The organism is Blastopirellula marina, from assembly GCF_002967715.1.
Taxonomy (GTDB): domain Bacteria; phylum Planctomycetota; class Planctomycetia; order Pirellulales; family Pirellulaceae; genus Bremerella; species Bremerella marina_B.
Genome location: NZ_PUIA01000057.1, coordinates 1 through 17,618, shown reverse-complemented (window position 1 = coordinate 17,618; position 17,618 = coordinate 1). Strand labels below are relative to the sequence as shown.

At 54.1% G+C, this 17,618-nt stretch carries 14 protein-coding genes; 13 read left to right on the top strand and 1 reads right to left on the bottom strand.

Features of this window, described 5'->3' with window-relative positions:
- The first annotated feature begins 19 nt into the window (after positions 1 to 19).
- The 13 genes from C5Y96_RS17225 to C5Y96_RS17160 all read left to right on the top strand — a co-directional run bounded on the left by C5Y96_RS17225 (position 20) and on the right by C5Y96_RS17160 (position 17,271).
- Complete coding sequence (locus C5Y96_RS17225; protein WP_146115706.1) at positions 20 to 478, top strand: hypothetical protein; 459 nt, start codon at positions 20 to 22, stop codon at positions 476 to 478.
- 44 nt (positions 479 to 522) lie between these two features.
- A complete protein-coding gene (gene zigA / locus C5Y96_RS17220) occupies positions 523 to 1,779 on the top strand; it encodes a zinc metallochaperone GTPase ZigA (RefSeq protein WP_105355856.1) in 1,257 nt (418 codons plus the stop codon).
- Positions 1,780 to 2,960: 1,181 nt separating this feature from the next.
- On the top strand, positions 2,961 to 3,185 hold the full coding sequence (locus C5Y96_RS17210; protein WP_105355852.1) for a hypothetical protein: 225 nt from the start codon (positions 2,961 to 2,963) through the stop codon (positions 3,183 to 3,185).
- Positions 3,186 to 3,483: 298 nt separating this feature from the next.
- Positions 3,484 to 4,740: a DUF58 domain-containing protein gene (locus tag C5Y96_RS17205; RefSeq protein WP_146115705.1), complete on the top strand. Its 1,257-nt coding sequence runs from the start codon at positions 3,484 to 3,486 to the stop codon at positions 4,738 to 4,740.
- Positions 4,730 to 7,027, top strand: coding sequence for a transglutaminase-like domain-containing protein (locus C5Y96_RS17200; protein WP_146115704.1), 2,298 nt, complete (start codon positions 4,730 to 4,732; stop codon positions 7,025 to 7,027). The genes C5Y96_RS17205 and C5Y96_RS17200 overlap by 11 nt, the downstream gene beginning before the upstream one ends.
- A 62-nt stretch (positions 7,028 to 7,089) precedes the next feature.
- Entirely contained in the window at positions 7,090 to 8,004 is a 915-nt protein-coding gene (locus C5Y96_RS17195; RefSeq protein ID WP_105356667.1) for an AAA family ATPase, read from the top strand.
- A 3-nt stretch (positions 8,005 to 8,007) separates the two neighbouring features.
- Positions 8,008 to 9,582 carry a permease gene (locus tag C5Y96_RS17190; RefSeq protein ID WP_105355845.1) on the top strand — a complete coding sequence of 525 codons (1,575 nt, stop codon included), beginning with the start codon at positions 8,008 to 8,010 and terminating at the stop codon, positions 9,580 to 9,582.
- Positions 9,579 to 11,378 (top strand): protease modulator HflK, encoded by a 1,800-nt coding sequence (gene hflK, locus C5Y96_RS17185; protein ID WP_105355842.1) that lies wholly within the window; start codon positions 9,579 to 9,581, stop codon positions 11,376 to 11,378. The genes C5Y96_RS17190 and hflK (C5Y96_RS17185) overlap by 4 nt, the downstream gene beginning before the upstream one ends.
- 78 nt (positions 11,379 to 11,456) lie before the next feature.
- Complete coding sequence (hflC, locus tag C5Y96_RS17180) at positions 11,457 to 12,428, top strand: protease modulator HflC (RefSeq protein ID WP_158261283.1); 972 nt, start codon at positions 11,457 to 11,459, stop codon at positions 12,426 to 12,428.
- Positions 12,425 to 13,510, top strand: coding sequence for a protease modulator HflK (gene hflK / locus C5Y96_RS17175; protein ID WP_105355838.1), 1,086 nt, complete (start codon positions 12,425 to 12,427; stop codon positions 13,508 to 13,510). Before hflC ends, hflK (C5Y96_RS17175) begins: the two co-directional genes overlap by 4 nt.
- On the top strand, positions 13,507 to 15,447 hold the full coding sequence (locus tag C5Y96_RS17170) for a heavy metal translocating P-type ATPase (protein WP_105355828.1): 1,941 nt from the start codon (positions 13,507 to 13,509) through the stop codon (positions 15,445 to 15,447). The genes hflK (C5Y96_RS17175) and C5Y96_RS17170 overlap by 4 nt, the downstream gene beginning before the upstream one ends.
- A 47-nt stretch (positions 15,448 to 15,494) precedes the next feature.
- Entirely contained in the window at positions 15,495 to 16,253 is a 759-nt protein-coding gene (locus C5Y96_RS17165; protein WP_105355826.1) for a sulfite exporter TauE/SafE family protein, read from the top strand.
- A gap of 448 nt (positions 16,254 to 16,701) precedes the next feature.
- The gene (locus tag C5Y96_RS17160; protein ID WP_158261282.1) at positions 16,702 to 17,271 is read left to right on the top strand and encodes a recombinase family protein; all 570 of its coding nucleotides are present in this window, start codon (positions 16,702 to 16,704) and stop codon (positions 17,269 to 17,271) included.
- On the opposite strand, the gene C5Y96_RS17155 is transcribed toward C5Y96_RS17160, so the two are convergent.
- Positions 17,266 to 17,618, bottom strand: a 353-nt coding sequence (locus tag C5Y96_RS17155) for an integrase core domain-containing protein (RefSeq protein WP_146115703.1), incomplete at its 5' end; no start/stop codon positions are given. The genes C5Y96_RS17160 and C5Y96_RS17155 overlap by 6 nt on opposite strands.

The window sequence follows — 17,618 nt, the reverse complement described above, 5'->3', positions numbered from 1 at the left end:
CTCAGGAAGCTCGTTTGCGTTGGCACAAGACGAAGATTCCGAGGTAATTCAGATTGGCACCAGTCAACCTCGATTGGCAAAGTGTGTTGCCATGCTTTTGGATGGAAGGGTTCATACGGCAACTCTTCTGGATGGGCAGGATTATGCCGTCTGGCTTCGAACTGGCGACTTGCCGCCCTATCAGGCAATCAATCGGAAGGCGATTCAGTTGCGGTCCTGCTCTGTCTACTTTTCACAGGGAAGTAGCGCAGTTGCCTGCGATGCGATCTGGCGAGAACGCCTGGGCGGTTACGGGACACAGATTATTGAAGTTCCCGAAGGAATGACGGAAGTCAATTTGATATTCCTCGCCAAGGAACTTGCTGAACTTCTTCCAGGAAAACGCGAAGTGATCCGTGAAAGGTTAGCCCAGCTTCTTGATCGGCAACGACGAACTCAGGCAAGGGGCGATTTGGCCGTGAACTCAATCGCCAAATAAGCCCCCTTTTGCATTGGTACTTATAAAAAACGGAAAGGCAAATCATGATCTCCAATACTTCTTCGTCACGTCTGCCGGTTACGGTTCTGTCAGGCTTTTTAGGAGCTGGAAAAACAACCGTTCTCAACCATATTCTCGCCAATCGCGAGGGCCTGCGGGTAGCGGTCATCGTCAATGACATGAGCGAAGTTAACATCGACGCTGCGATTGTTCGGGATGGGGATGCGGCATTGAGCCGGACGGAAGAACAATTGGTGGAAATGACTAACGGCTGCATTTGCTGCACGTTGCGAGAAGATCTGTTGGTTGAAGTAAGCCGTCTGGCTCAGGAAGGACGCTTCGACTATCTGTTGATTGAAAGCACTGGAATCAGCGAACCGCTTCCCGTCGCCGAGACGTTTACTTTTATCGACGAAGAAGGACAGAGTCTCTCAGACTTTGCTGATTTAGACACGATGGTGACTGTCATTGATGCCCAGAACTTCTTGATCGACTTTGGATCTTGGGACGATCTCGTCGATCGGGAAATTGGGCTGAGCGAAGAGGATACCCGGAATGTTGTCGATTTGCTGGTCGATCAAGTCGAGTTCGCCAATGTCATCCTGGTTAACAAATCGGATCTAGTCGACGCGGATCAATTGAGCTTGTTGAAGTCGATCCTCAAGCGGCTCAATCCTGCTGCCCAGATTTTGACGACCGAACATGGAAATGTGCCTCTTTCGCGTATCCTGGGGACGGGGCTTTTTAGTTTGCAGGAAGCGGAGCAGCATCCTGAGTGGCTGGCAGTCCCCCGCGGAGAAGAAGAGAAAGAAACGGAAGAATACAACATTGGAAACTTCGTCTTCCGATCTCGTCGACCGTTTCATCCGGAACGACTTTGGAACATGCTCAATAGCGAGGAGAGCATTCTGGCCGGCGTGCTGAGAAGCAAAGGTTTCGCCTGGTTCGCGACTCGTCACGACTATGCCTACCAATGGTCGCAGGCAGGCGTCTCGATTCAACTCAATCCGGCAGGGATCTGGTGGGATGCCGCCAGCGATGAATACTGGCCGGATGAACCCCAAGAGCGAGCGCAACTACTCAGTCAGTTCGACGGCAAGTACGGCGATCGCCGGCAGGAACTTGTGTTCATCGGTATTGATCTAGATCGAGACTTGATCGAAGAGCGTCTGCAGCAATGCTTGCTAACTGATTTGGAATTCGCATCTGGCCCTGAGCTTTGGGCGCAACTGCCCGATCCTTTGCCAGCCATTAGAGTCGAGGAGGACGACTCCCAGGAGGTGGCGTCGAATGATCTCTAAGAGAGAGTGGCAGTTGCTCCAGGGCCCTGTCCAGGCAACTGGAGCAAGAGTCCACTTCGATACCGAGAATTTGAGGCGTCTGACAAGCGTTCTTCAAAACGCAACCGACCTATTTAATCAGCAGTGTTGGTGCTGGGGACGGGATATCGTGAGGCCAGAAGGAAATTGGCTCCTGGAGGTTGGTTTCGAGAGGATTCCTCCTCCGCCAGAGCGGACAGACTGTTCGAGTAGTGTTTATCAACTTTTGCTTTCTGGGGGACGTCGCGTTGTCCTGCGCGGATTCGGTACGTTCTTCGGGAATCCTGACTTCGGGGGAGTCTTTCTGTCGCGAAACAAGTTTGTGCCAGGTTACTCCTCACGCCCAGTTCTTGATCGCCCTCCGTGGTCAGACACCGATCTACCGGAAATGGAGCACCTCTCGCAGATGAACGTTGATCGCTGTTTAGGGCTTACCAGCGAATTCTTCCTGTGGATACATGAGTATGAAGCTAACGTACTCAGGCATCTTGGGTTAGAGTACCGACAGGCTACGCTTTCGAGTTGGCCCCGCGGCAAGCGAACGCTCGTGGGTGCGGAGGACTTTGCGGCATCGTGGCAAAGACTTTCCACGCAACTCTCGCCTGCATCAGTTTCCCATTGAGCGAAGCAGGACTCCGTTCATCGCTCGTGAATCTATGGCAATCCGTTTTCTCGGTAATATCGCTTGTTACTGAGGATTTCGCATTTTGCAAATAAATTGCAGAAGCATATCTGTTGCCATTTGTGGATTTGGGGGACTATACTTCGAAAGAATATCGTGGATGAGGCGTGACCGTGAATTCCGGTCAATGACGTTGTGAGGAGTGTGTGAATTTTCCCGCATCCGCCGCAACAACAATTGACGACCGGCTGCACCCTGAAGCAAAATGCCACGAGATTCGGTCAGATTAGTGCGACCATCTTGGACAATATTTGTGAAGCGAGTTCTCTCAATCCGAAAGTTTGCTGCATGGCTTTGCCTTGCCGTGATCCTGTTTGGGTCCGGCGGAGCACAGTTGCTGCACGCAATTCCTGGGTTGGGACATCACGATCACCATTGCTGTCATTCCCACAGCCATGTCTCAGTCTCAGAGCATGTTCATAAGCATTCTCATTGCAGTCATGGTCACGATCATGGCCATCGCCACGAATCAGTGGTGGCAATGCCTGTTGAATCCGAGGTGGATGGAAGTGGCAAGCAATGGAGCGTTGAGCATCACTGCGTGCTGTGTGAAATCATCGCGGTGCTGCACCAAGGCACGCTGTTGATCGATTCGCCTGCAACTTCGACAGAGGTTTTCTGCGGACAATTCTATCTTGGCGAGGCGTCTCAGCAGAATTGGCGTCATTTGGGCGTGCCGGCCCCTCGTGGTCCGCCTATCTCTTAGCCACGAAGCAGATGATCCTTCGACTGGGATGAAATATGCGCGCGATGCGTGCCCCAGGCCAGGCATCTGATCTTTTCATGTGGATTGAACGGAAAACTCCCTAGCAATCCGTCCCAGCGGGATGGGGTTGTGGGTAGTGGAATTCTAGTTCGATCTCTCTGAACGAAAGCTAATTTCAGACCACCCTTTCGCATAGATAGGCGAAGTGGTCGCGTCATTGATCTTCGTTGATATCGAAGACTCCAGAGTCTGCGCTGGTCCGCAAGCTCTGTACGCCAACTCCTTGGGGATTTCTAAGATGAGTACCACTCAAACGTCTGATAGCCGTTGGGCCTGGCTGACCAGTGACTATACGCCGTGGGCGAACAAGTATGTCTATTGGCTGAAGACACCGATCGGCATTTTGCTGGTGTTGGCTGCGGTGGCATTGGCCATGGGTATCTTTGTGACGCCTCAAGGTTACGTGCTTCTACTGACGATCCTGGCTGTAGTTGGGCTGGGAGTGGTGTGGCCGTGGGTTGGGCTGCGAGGCATTTCGTGTGAATTGAAGTTCCGCACACGTCGTTGCCGCGAAGGAGAGAAGGCAGAAGTCATTGTCGAAATTGTCAATCGCTGGCCCATTCCGGTGTGGGGTTTAGCAATCGAAAACGGCTTCTTTGTCGAGGACTCGGCGAGCGACGCCGCGGTGGCTCTGGCTCGGATTCCCGGTTGGTCGCGATGCGAATTCGTCTGGCGCTTTCAACCACTCCAGCGTGGCGTCTACCCACAAGCTCCGCCACGGATTGTTACTGAATTTCCCTTTGGGCTATGGAAAGCCAAGCGACCCGTGAAGGTCCAGCAGGAACTGACGGTCTGGCCGAAGACGTATCGCCTGTCGAACTTTCCATTACCGCAAGGCAACCATCGCAATGTAACGTCCCCCAGCGATCAACGGACCGGCCAGGAAGGAGAACGCACCGGCGTTCGCCCGTTTCGACAGGGAGATTCGCTCCGCACTATTCATTGGTCGCTAACTGCCCGGCATGGTCGATTCATCGTTTTGGAGCGACAAGGTTCCGCTCAAACTCGGGCACGCATCTACGTCGATCTTGATCGCAATTCTCATCAAGGGTTTGGGCCGGATAGCACGTTTGAATGGGCGATCCGCATTGCGGCGAGTATTGCCACAGAACTCGTTCAACAACACAACGTCGTCGTGCTGGACTTTGGGACACACGAAGAACTGATGACTGGTGCCCAGGCCAGTATGCATCGGACCATGGATCGGTTGGCTCGTCTCAAGCCAACCAAAGAGCCGGCAACCATGCGAAGGACTGGCAATGGGTGCGATTGGTCGGTTTCCGTTGCTACCGATCTCAGCCCATCCGAGAAGCTGACCATGCGGACAATTGTTCTACGAAGCGGTGGTTTTCGAGCGGCACCAGAAGCTTCCCAGAAGCAGGCCGTATTGGCACATGTCAAACCTTGGATTTGTGTTGAAGGCCATGACGGCGCTGCGCGCCAGTTGCTTTCGCAGTGGGCCGTGAAGGGACGGGAGGCTTGGTGTGGTAGCTGATAAATTCACCCAAAGAATTCATCTGGCGATGGTTTTGACTGCCGCGTTGGGCGTGCAGTTGGCGATCAGCCACGGCGAACTAGGCCATTGGTGGCAGTGGTTGGAAGTTGCCATGGTGGCTGCGGCCGCCTGGCTAGGTGCCCGATACTTGGCGTCACCCGATCCGATACGTGACACGCGCGTGATAGGGCTATTGATTGCCGTGGTTGCCGGTCACTTCGCGCTCGAGCAAGTTTTCTATCATGCTTTCCCCAGGGCAGGTCAGCTGTTCGAAGGTCAAGTGTCCCTGGCCCTGCGCAACCTCATGATTGCTTCTCTACCGTTCCGGGCTGAGCGACGGATCGCCAACTTGGCTACTCTGACGAGCCTGGCATTGATGGCAGTAAGCGTCTTCATGAGTGTTTACTGGTCGGTAACGATCTGCGGAATTGTTTACGCAGTGCTTGGCGTCGGTTACCTGGTGACCACCTATTGGGAACGGATATCCGGAAGATTTCCCGAAGGGACTAAGTCAGAGATTCCTCGTGGGGCTATCGGGCTTGCTTTTTGTCTGGCCGTACTACTGGCCGCAACTGCTATCGGTATCGCAGGAACGAACCACGCGACACGAGCTCTGGCCGGATTCATGCCCAGTTCCGGAGGGAATCGCGTTTCAGACACTCGTTCGCAAGGAGGGGTTGGCGATGGCGACGACCTGGTTCAAGGAACCAAGGATGCCATGAGCTTTGGGCCGACCGAGAGCGAAGTGTTTCTTGAGTCAAAGATGCCCAGCCTGTTCGACGTGTTTGATGACACTTACGATGCCCCAGTCATTAAGAAGAAAACGCTTCAGAAGGCGGTAAGTCTTCCGCCGTCGAATCTTGAGCACCGTCATTCACGTGTTGCAACGAGCAAGTCAAAAGGTAATGACTTCAGTCTGCTGCGAAGAAATGAGGCTCGCCGCCAAAAGGCGCTGGAAGACAAAAAGTCACCCGCATTGTTCTATGTGAAAGGCCGCGTGCCACTGCATTTGCGGACTACCATCTATGATCAATTTGATGGCGTCAACTTACAAGCAGCCGATAGTCACGATGAACCTCCCCTCAAGTTGATTAAGGAGGATGGAGTGCCATGGTACAACATTTCGTGTCCATTGTCGGACCAGCACATCCATTCCACCGAAGAGCATCTGCTGAAGTTCATCAATTTAAAGACAGATCGCATTCCATCCCCTCCGCATCTGGCACGCTTTCAAATCAAGGATGTCGATCGAGAGGATATGTTTGGCTTGGCAGTCGATGGGCATCCTCGGATAACCGTGGACTTCATTCCGCAGCTTACGGTCATGCGGGTGCAGTCGTTCCTGGTTAGCTCCCAAACGCTGTTCAGCGACTATGCAACCAGCAAACTTCAACAAAGCATCTCGCTTCCAGACCAGGAGACTTCGGTTCCACGAATTCGTGAACTTGCTCACCAGTTAACCGCCGGTCTGCAACCAGGATGGCAGCAGGTCGCGGCGGTGCGAGATCATCTACGAAGTGAATACGCACATGCGCCCGATAGCCAATTGAGTGAGGATGTCGAGTTCCCTGTTGAGACGTTTCTGTTCGATGCGAAACGGGGGCCTGACTACCTCTTTGCTACGGCCACCTCGCTTCTCCTACGCGAATTGGGGTACACATCACGCGTGGTAAGCGGATTCTACGCGGATCCCAAGTATTTTGATGCCGGGACCTGGCAAACTCCCATCGCTAAGGAAGACGCTCATTTCTGGGTGGAAGTCTCCTGGGATGGCAAAGTATGGCATCCCGTTGAACCCACCCCCGGTTACGAACTGTTAGCACCGAGGCTGACTCCTTGGCAGCGAATCCAGGCAGCCTGCATCGCTGTAGGCCAGTGGTGCGTCAGGAATTGGATACCACTCATCGTTGCTGCCATTCTTGTTGTCATCGTCTATGTGGCGTTCGCCCGTCTGGCTGATATCGCACTTCGTCTGGCCAATCGGTACGCCTGGTTTGGCAGCGATCGAAGTCGAATCCTCTGGACGGCGCGTTTAATGCAGTGGCGAGCGAGGATTCAAGGCCACCGTCGTCCGCAAGGAAAGACCTTTGCCCGATGGATTCAAGAGTGCTGCCAACCCATCTCGCAGGACTTTGTTGCTGCTACAAATTGGGCGCTCTATTCACCGGCGTTAAGTTGCCCATTCTCCCATCGCGAAATCGATCGTGTTTGCAACGAAGCTTTCACCGCGTTTGTTCATTCCCCTTCCCCGAAAAGTCCAGCATCCGCTTCCAAGGAGCTATCGTGAAAACTGTGTCCGAAAATAATTTGCAAGTTCTCGCCCCTGAAGGGGAGTGTGAATTTCAGCCAATGATCGACGGCATTCGCCAAGCGCTAAATCAGACCCTGAAGGGAAAGCAGGATGTCGTAGAGAAGGTGATTGCCTGCGTGTTGGCTCGGGGGCACATCCTGCTGGAAGACCTGCCGGGCCTCGGAAAGACTACACTTGCCAAGGCGCTTTCAACTGCCATTGGAGGTGACTTTGCCCGTGTTCAGTGCACGCCGGACTTGATGCCCAGCGACGTTACTGGCTTCAACATGTTCAACCAGAAGACGCGTGAGTTCGAGTTCGTCCCGGGACCGGTCTTTTCCGACGTTCTGCTTGCCGACGAAATTAATCGTGCCACGCCGCGTACGCAGTCCTCGCTATTTGAAGCAATGGCGGAACGGCAAGTCACCATCGACAAGCATTGCCACCGCCTGTCGGAATCATTCTTTGTGATCGCCACCCAAAATCCTGTTGACAGTCACGGCGCGTATCCCTTGCCGGAAGCCCAACTCGACCGGTTTGCCATGCGGCTGAGCATTGGCTACCCCGGCAAGGAGAACGAGATCGAGATGCTGGCCTCCAATATCCAGCGTGGCGATCGAGAGCGGGCAGATATTGGGACCGTGCTAACGCCTAGGCAATTGCAACAACTGCAGAATCATGTTGCCCAGGTTCATATCGAGAACAACCTCTTGCGGTATATGGTCGAACTGGCTGAATTCACCCGCACTCGCAGCGAAGTCACACTGGGCGTCAGTCCTCGTGGGCTATTGACCTTGCAGCGCGTGGCCCAGGCCTGGGCGCATTTGAATGGTCGCGACTTCGTCACGCCGGACGACATTCAAGAGATGGCTCACCCCGTACTGAATGTCCGCTTGTCGGGCGAATTCGACGATGCTGCGGAACTTATTGAAGAAATGCTGCGAACCGTCCCTGTTCCCGTTACGCGGGGTTGATCCATGGCATTTGGAGATTTCTGGTACACATTCTCGGTCGAACAGTCGGTCGTTACGTTGCTGATAGCGATGGTCCGCATTCTTGTGGAGTCTTCCGCCACGATTCTCATCGGAATCCTTGGTGCTGCGGCCATTCGCGTCAGCGGTGGCTACCGCGCGTTGCAGGCATGGATGGGCCCCGCCGGCAGCTTCGAGCGAACGTTTCGTCTTCTGGTAGCTGGTTTATGTGTGCCAGTGTGTGCTCTTGGTGTCATTCCAATCGCGAAGGAGCTTGCGGATGGAGGTATGCCGCGTCGTGACCTGGCCGTGCTGTGGCTTGTTGCTCCATTGCTCAATCCCTTGTCGCTTCTCTACGCGATTAGCGTTTTGCCTATCTGGCAATTTGGTGTCTTTCTACTCGTTGCCTGCTTCTACGCCGTTGTCGTTGCCGAGGTTGCCGGGCGGTTCTCCGATGAGCCCCAGAACATTAATACAACTTACGTTCCCGAGGTAACCAACGGCACAACGAGACTCTGGAATACCGCCGTCGCGGCTGGGCAAATCGTAACTGGGTGGTCTATCGTCTACATCTTGCTCGGCATGGTTATCTCAGGCCTGATAGTCGGTTTTATTCCGTCTGGAGCCTTCGAGAAGATATTGTCATTTCAGAATACAACAGGCCCTTTGGAAACAATGGCGTTGACGGGGCCGCAGATGGTAACTCCCATCACGTTCACCATGGCAGTGTCAGCCATTCACTCCACACACCTCGCGTTCGCGTGTGCCATTGTCCTGCAACTACTTGGTGTTGCGTGGTGTGCAGGTACCGTCCTGGCGATGCGTTCGGTTTGGGGAACCCAGCGTACGCTGGCACTTCTCCTGGTAACACTCGTTCTGGCAACGACTGTCAGCTACGGGACTTATTCCTTGTTTCCACCGTCCCCTGGTGACGAAGAGGAAACCCACGGCCTCGATACACTGGCCCGCCCCTACCACGCGACGTTCGACCAGTTCTCTCTGGCGTTGAGTCAACAACTGAACCATACCGACCTGATCATGCAGGCCGGCACCACGCTATTAGGAATCCTTGTGTTGTGGGGCATCGTGGTTCGCTCCCGGGGCCTTCGCTTTCGTGAAGATCCTATCCCTGCGGCCGAGGCGAAAGCGTCCGCTGGTCGCTGGAATGTCGAGTTAACGCCGGGGCAAGTTGGCATATCGCTTATCGGTGTGGCCGCTGTTGGAATCATCATGCTGATGTATTCCATCTTCCCAGGCGTGGAAGAATCGTTCGAGCAAATGAAAAAGGTATCCGCAGACGCGGTAATCGCGGTGAAGACCAACAAGACGCATGTTGCCCAACAGAAACTTGCCGAGTGGGATACGGTTGCTGCACGGATGCCGGTTGGGTGGGTTCTGAGGATGGGCGTTCCCAATAGTCAACAGGCAACCGAAATTCGCGCACTTCGTGAGTTACTTTGGAAGACGCGTAAACAGTTCACTCAAGCCGAATTGACTGATGCGGAAGTGAGAGAACGAGGAAACGAATTGATCGATCAATTTCAATCGTGCCGAGTTGCCTGCTTGGGAGATAAGACATGAGTAGTGTGCCTGAGCAAGATTCGCACATCCCCCCATCTCCTGAAGTCCGTGCTTGGATCGGGCAGCTTTTGTGGATGGTTGGCGTCAGTACCGCGTTAACCTTTGGCTATGCGTTCTATAGTGAGTCGGCACTGTTTCGCGGTCTGGGGATTCAACTGCTGCTGATGGTCGTCCTGCTATGGTCGACTCGTCGCTCAATCGACATCAGAGCTTCAACTCCGTCGGGACAACCTACGTCTATTGAAGCCTGGTCGCTGCATACGATATTTACCGCTGGGGCTTTGGTCGTGCTGCTGGTTGGCGTGATCATGTCACTGCTTATTGGTCGCGTTGAAGTCGCTCGTCCACTTTCTCCGCAAGAGATCGCGACTTCGGCTATTCTCGCTGTGCTGGCAGCAAGCTTGTGGACTGCTTTGGGGAAGGTGACCCAGGGGATTGCCGGGGAATCGTCCAACGATCTAGCGTTGATCAGGTTATCACTTCACGAGGCCCGCGTGGGGTGGTTCCTCGCTGCAGCGGCTCAACTGGCTTCGTCGGGTCTGGCGAGTATCCCCCAATGGCTTGCCGTCATCATTCACGTCTACCTGGCCGTCGTAATCGGCGAGAGCGTGCTGCGATTGCTGGTCGCCTGGTTCCAACTGGAACGCATTGCCAGCACTAGCATTGAAGAATTGCCCCAGCCCCTCGACTCGCTGTTTCGTGAAATTCTCCTGTCGTCACTAAATCCTGTTGACACATTGTTTCAGATTGCAGAGCGGCGTTTTGGGTTGAGTCTTCGGTCTTCCTGGTCGATTCGATTCTTCCGCCGGGCAACGCCGGTGGCTCTGTTGCTATCGCTACTGGTGTTATGGTTGTCGACTTCGCTCGTGATTGTACAGCCTGACCAGTTGGCACTCTCCGAAGTATTGGGACGCGTCCAAGAAGATCCGCTACAGCCAGGTTTGCACTGGAAGTACCCTTGGCCATTTGGGGGTGTGCGGCGTGTATCTGTGGGAGAGATCCGCACGCTTCAAATTGGGTTTTCGCAGCCGGTGGATGAAAAGGCCGTCGTCGCCGTCGATCTGCGCTCGATGCTCTGGACGGAACCCCACGCCAATGAGTTCGCCCTGGTACTGGGGACTCAGTCGGAGTTGGTCGCTGTCAACGCTCAGATCTATTACCAGGTTGGTAAGAACGTTGAGCAGTTAAAAGACTATCTCGTTCGGCATGCGGATCCAGCACAGACGCTCGAAGCTGTCGCCTATCAGGTGCTCAGAGAAGAAACTGAGAACGCGACACTTGATCAGGTGCTTACGGAGGATCGCCAGGCATTCGTTCAGCGAATTGCCAGCAAGGTGACCGAGAAGTCGCGGAAGATGCAGTTGGGGATCGAGATCGTGGATGTCAGTTTGCTGAGTCTGCATCCCCCCGTCGAAGCAGCCGACGCCTATTTGGATGTCAGCAACGCCGAGAGCGATGCCGAGCGAATCGTAATTCAAGCACGCGGCGACGCCCAAGCCAAGCTTCTCACTGCGGAGAAAGAATCTGCTGCGCTCGTCGCATCCGCCAAGCAGGCTGCCGCAAAGCGTGTCGGCCTGGCCGGTCAAGAAGCGTCTCACTTTGCGGAAGCCAGCAAAGCCTATCGCGCAGCCCCGGAAACGTATCGAACACGACTCTGGTTCGATACCTACGAGAAAGCACTGCCTGGGCGGCAGGTCTACGTGATCGATTCTCAGCTTCAGGATGTGCTCGTTACGGAACCCAATACCTCTTTAACTCCTACAGTCATACCACCACTCACATCACCTTCTCCTTAGTTGGTCGGCACAATACGTCTCATGGAAAACGCAATCGAAAATCAATCGAATCAGGCAGCACCACTCTGGACGAGAGTCATGAGGATCGGCCTGGGAATTTCGATCTTCATCCTGCTTGTGGCCTATCCCTGCTACCTGCAGGTAGCCGAGGGGACGTCGGTCGTGGTCACTCGATTCGGCAAACCAACCCGGCAGTTGATGGAACCTGGTGCCTATTTCAAACTCCCTTGGCCCGTCGAGGAAGCACGCGTAGTCGACTTGCGGCAACATGTCTTCAATACACCCTACACGGCAACCCTAACGCATGATCGCCGCAACGTGGTTCTCTCGACATTTGTGGTATGGAACGTCGCGGACCCATTGCTGTTTATTCAGTCCTCCGGAAGTGTCGAAGCCGTATCTGCCAAAATCGATGGAATGGTTACCGCCGCCAAGAACACGCGAATGGGCGGTTACGATCTATCCTCGTTGGTTTCAACCGATTCGGCTCAACTTCAAACCGAACGCATCGAACAGTTACTTTTAGAAGATGTGCAGCAGGATGCCCGCGACAAGTTCGGAATTCAGATTTTACAAATCGGGATCAATCGAATTGCCTACGAGTCTTCCAATGTCTCGGCAGTGCTGGCCCAAATGAAAGCCGAACGGGAAGCGGCAGCCAAGCAGCTGCGAGCCCTGGGCGAGAAAAATGCCAACGCGATTCGCGACGATGCCGTTGTGCGGAGCGAAGAGATTCTGCGAGACGGCCGATTGGAAGCAGGCCGTATTCGCGCCGATGCCGAGCAAAAGGTATCCGAAATCTATGCACAAGCTCACCTGCGAGATCCAGAGTTCTACCGGTATTGGCGTTCGTTGGAAGCACTCAAGCGAAGCCTGGGAAGCGACTCGACAATTATCCTACGCACCAATGAAGGGTTCATGGACCTACTAACGCAACCTCCATCCCTTCCTAAGACGGCGTTGCCGTCCACTCAGTCGACGACGACACAAGACCACACGGCCCAAATTCCTCAAGACGCATCGAGGGGAACGGCAGAGGTCCAGCCATGAGTGGTCAACGTGATTTTCCTCTTCCACCACCGCCGAAAGAAAGCCGCTCCCGCCGTACCGAGCAGATCGGGGCCGGCGTTGGTGCCGGCATGCGGATCATTGGATTACTTGCCGCACTGTTGATTATCCTGTTCTGGTGTTCCGGCATTACCATGGTTCAACCAAACGAAGTTGCCTTGTTGACGCGCTTTGGCAAGCTGGTCGGCGACACACCCGGTGACCACGTCCAGCCGCCTGGAATCTTGTTGGCGTTGCCTTATCCCATTGATGAGGTCATTCGCATTCCTGTCAAAGAAGAAAGGGAAGTCGCGATCGATCGGCTGCAACTTGGTGCTGCCAGTAACAATGCAACGGCACTCGATCCAATTCGTGATGGCTATGTCCTTTGTGGGGACCAGCACATTTTGCAGACCAATGTTCGTGTGAAATATCGGATTTCCGATCCGGTTGCGTTTCACTTTCAAGCTGATCGGCCGGAACACATCCTCAAGGAGGCAGCTGCCGCTTCGATTGTCCAGACGATTGCTGGCTGGAATGCGATGGATACTCTGCGTTTGCAACGTTCAACGCGTGCGGAAGAGGTCGAGCGTTTGCCGATCGCAGTTCGCGACAGCCTCCAGCAACGACTCGATCAACTTGGCATCGGCATCCAGGTCAGTGCGGTTGAATTTCGTGAGATTATTCCCACGCCACAACTAGCCGAAGCATTCGAGAATGTTCAGAGCGAACAGATTCATATTGAAACTCGAAAACGCGAGGCCGAAGGCTTTGCCGCCCGAACGCTCCCCAAGGCCGAGGCCGATCGCTATACACTGGTCAACGAGGCAACCCGCTTCCAAACCGATGTGACTACCAAAGCAGACGAGGAGGTAACCCTCTTTGACAAAGTCTATGCCCAGTACCTGGCTAATCCCGAATTGGTTTGGTCGCGTCTCTACCTGGAAGCCATGGAGCAGATTATGCAGTCGGTCGGGCGTCTCAAGTTTGTAGCCCCAGGGACTCGGATTGTCATCTCTCCCAAGAGTTCTTTAGAGAAGTCTCCTTCTGTTGTTAGCAACCCAGCCAAGGAGCAAGGCCCATGAGTTCCGTATCGGTAGCGAAAAGAATCCAGACCGACCTCGACGCTGGCCTCACTACATACGAAAAGTGGCGAATGAGCATTCGCTTCAGCACGGCCTTAGTCGCTGCATCGCTGCTGGTGGTTGGAATTCTGATTGAGCGTTTAATGCCAGCCGAGCAGCTATCACTGGGGGCAGCATTTCAGGCAGCGGCAGCACTCCTGGTACTTGCTCCGATCCTATGGGAAGCCTTGTGGGGGCTATTTCGCGAATCGCCAGAATACTATAGCGCCCAGTTGGTAAGCATCGCGGCGCTTGCCGCATTCGCGATTGGTGATTTTACTACGGCAGTTATTGTTCCGGTGATACTGAGTGTAGCGTTCTTTCTGGAAGAACGCAGCATCCTCGGCGCAAATTCGGCGATAGCTGGTCTTCAAGCGTTGCAGTCGAACCTTGCTCGCAGGCTTGCCGAAGACGGAACGGAACTTTCCATCGCGGCATCGGTGTTGAGAGTCGGAGATACGATTGTCATTGCGCCCGGTGAAAGCATTCCAGCCGATGCCGTTGTTTTGCATGGACATGCGGCAATTGATCAGTCATCGATCACTGGCGAATCGACCCCAGAAGAAGTCAGTCCCGGTTCGAAAGTTTTCGCTGGTTCCATGAACTTGAACGGGTTGATCCGAGCCCGAGTCACTTCAACCGGTGACGACACAACCCTTGCGAAAGTCTTAGAGTTGTTCCAAGAGGCCGAGCGGTCGAAGACGCGCGTTCTTCGTTTGGTGGAACAATATGCGAAGTATTTTGTTCTGGCCGTATTGATGATCGCCGGCATTACTCTTTTCCTCACACACGATGTGACCCGTGCCATCACGGTATTGGTCGTGGGTTGTCCTGGACCATTTCTCATCGCCGGTCCTGCGGCCATGGTCGCAGCCCTGGCAGTGGCATCCCGGCATGGCATTCTCGTGAAGAATGCTCGGTTCCTCGAGGCCCTGAGCGAGATCAATAGTGTCGTTTTCGACAAGACTGGGACTGTGACCACCGGGCAATTGGATGTTTGTCGTGTTGTTTCGTTTTCCTGCGAGGAGCGAGAGGTCGTTCAGGCCGTACTGGCAGGCGTCTCTATTAACCAGCATCCCGTTTCCAAGGCCATTGCCCGGTATGGCAAACAGCAAGATCTGTCTTTCGTTGACGCCGAGGATGTCGAAGAAGTCCCTGGCCTAGGTATTCGGATGCACTACCCGGACGGACGAAATGTCCTCTTGGGGCGTGAAAGCTGGCTCAACCAGGAAGGAATTAAAACGCAGGCGATCGAACACTTCGGCCCTATGGTCTGGGCCGCCGAGATCTCTGGCGAGGCAAAACGACCACTTGGATGTATCTGTCTTTCCGATCATGCACGTGCCGACTCGTCGCAGGTAATCCAATTGCTGCGAGACTTGCGGGTCGAACGCACCGTTCTGCTAACAGGGGACCGTGCAGCGGTAGCCTTGCAGATAGGCCAAGAGGTCGGTGTCGACGAGATTGTTTCTGAGGTACTTCCATCCGAAAAACTACAAGTGGTCGAGTTGGAAAAGCAGGCAGGCTACAACGTCATGGTCGTGGGAGACGGAATTAATGATGCCCCGGCACTTGCCGCAGGCAATGTTGGCGTAGCGATGGGAGTCGGCGGTGCGGACATTACGATGCGTAGCGCCGATATTGTCCTGATGACCCATCAACTGGATCGACTACCCATGGCGATGGTACTAGCCGCCAAAACCAAAGCAACGATCCACCGCAATGTGCTCATCGGTGCGGGACTCACGCTGTTGATGCTCGGAATGGCCTCGGCCGGAACGATTACTCCTATCGCAGGTGCGGTCCTTCAGAACATCGGCGAAGCATTCGTCATTATCAATAGTGCGGCGATTTTGCGCTGGAAATGGCAACCCACTAACCAATCGAGAATGTCTTGAGATTGTCCGCTGCGTACCGCCCATGCTTTTCCTGACAGGATAATACGATGCATAACCACACGCATGAACTGACTCTCGGATTTGCCTTTCTCCTGGGAGCCATCCACGCCCTGGAACCGGGGCATGGAAAGACGGCCATGTTGGTTTACCTGGCAGGAGAAAAGAGGAGTCTCTGGCACCCGGTCGTCATGGGACTGAGCACCGCTTTATCCCATTCGCTTTCCCTGTTTGCGATTGCGTTTGCGGTGCACCTGACTCATCACGTCGTGTCTGGCGACCACCACCACGAGCATTTCGTGTCCGACTTGCTACAGTGGATAAGCGCCGGCTTGGTTCTCTGCGTAGGGGCCTGGATGTTGTGGAAGGCAATGTCGGGAAAGAAAACGGCTTGCTGCCACCACCACAAGCATGACTCCTGCTGCGAACACAACGAGTTGATCCAACTTGAGTCGTCGAGCAATCCTGGTGCGAATAATTCTCTAGAAAAGTCTTCCAGCAGAAACAGCTTTTCAACAACTGCCTTGCTGGGGATCGCGGTTGGGCTGCTACCTTGTCCATCGGCCTTGGTCGCCTACTTCACAGGTCTTTCTACCGGCCAGCCCTGGGTTGCCTATGGCATAATCGCCCTCTTTGCCGCCGGCATCGCCACGTCCCTTTCCGGGGTGGGCATCTGTCTTCAGTTATTTGGAAAACGATTAACAAACGTCTCCCAAAGGGCCAGGAACTTGCCCTGGCCCCACATCCGAGCCCTTCTGATACTTGCGATCGGGCTTTTTTATATGGTGCGTTTAACTAGCTACGCCTGACTGGGGTAACTGCCACAAAAGATACCGGACCTCCCACGGTTCGTGTTAGCTTGTGAGGTATTTCGCCCTGCAGCAAGCCAACCATCTTTCATGATGACCGATTTTGTCCCAATCGACTGGGATAAAAAATAAGGCTCGCCGTAAAGCCTTTTAAGTGAAGACCTTACGGCGAGCCTTATTCCGAAAGCGGAGAGAACGGGATTCGGAAAACGCTATTTTGTAACTTATGTTACAGATTGAGTTTGCGTCGATAAATCCAAGACGTTAAACGAGTTGTGAATAGCCAGGTTTGGTCATCGTTGGTCACGTTCTCTCATCTAATGTGGCTTTCTTTGTCACACTGTGACAACGGTCTGACCTCGGGATTTCTGCGATTCAACAGAGGTTCCAAAAGTCGATGTATATTTATCCCACTCCTCTCATTCCCAGGGTGCCTAATGGACCTCTCGTGACGGTTGCGATTGGTCGAGTTTCAAAGCCCAAGGAATCAGAGGCTAAAACTCAGTTGGATCTTCAATCCTCATTTGCAGCAGTGCGGAACGTTTTGTCAGGCATTTACGACGGTCCTCTTGACCTGACGGAGTTGGGGGAACAATCAAGCGGACTGATCGCTGATCGTGCAACTGCGCTAGAAGCCATGGATCTCATATCGACGGGCAATGTTGATCTAGTGATTGCGGAGGATCTTAGCAAGATTTTCAGGAATCCTCGCCTCCAATGGATTTTCGTCCAGGACGCAGTCGACGTTGGTACTCGTGTAATTCTGTTCGGCGATAATCTAGATACCGCTGATCCGGATTGGGAGATTCAAATGGGCATGGCCACACTCCGCCATGGTCTCTACATACCAGACGCACGTAGACGAGTACGGCGCACTGCGACGTTTTCATTTCACAAGGGCGGACATGTACAAAAGATCAAGTATGGCTTCCGTAAATTGTCCCTCGATGAGGCGCAATCTGGAGAGTACGGGCCAGTCGGTCTTGAAATGCCCCAAAAACCTGGCCCACCGTTATGAGAGTTCGGATTGGGTAAAAGGAATCGCAGTGGGCTGCTGGAGTGAGGGCGTAGCCCGAACGGAAGCAGGCCACTGCGACGCGAAGTCTGCGGGGGTCTGACCGCCCAGACTGCCGTGCGGGCGACGGTGGTTGTATGTTTGTCTCCACGCCGTGATGATCGTGCGGGCCTCGGCCAGCGTCGCGAACAGTTCGCAGTCCAGGCATTCGTCGCGGAGGCGGCTGTGGAAGCTTTCGACGTATCCATTCTGCCACGGGCTGCCAGGTTCGATGAACGACGAACCCACGTCGATCTTCTTTAGGAACTGCTGCACGCGACGGCTGATGAACTCAGGGCCGTTGTCGCTAC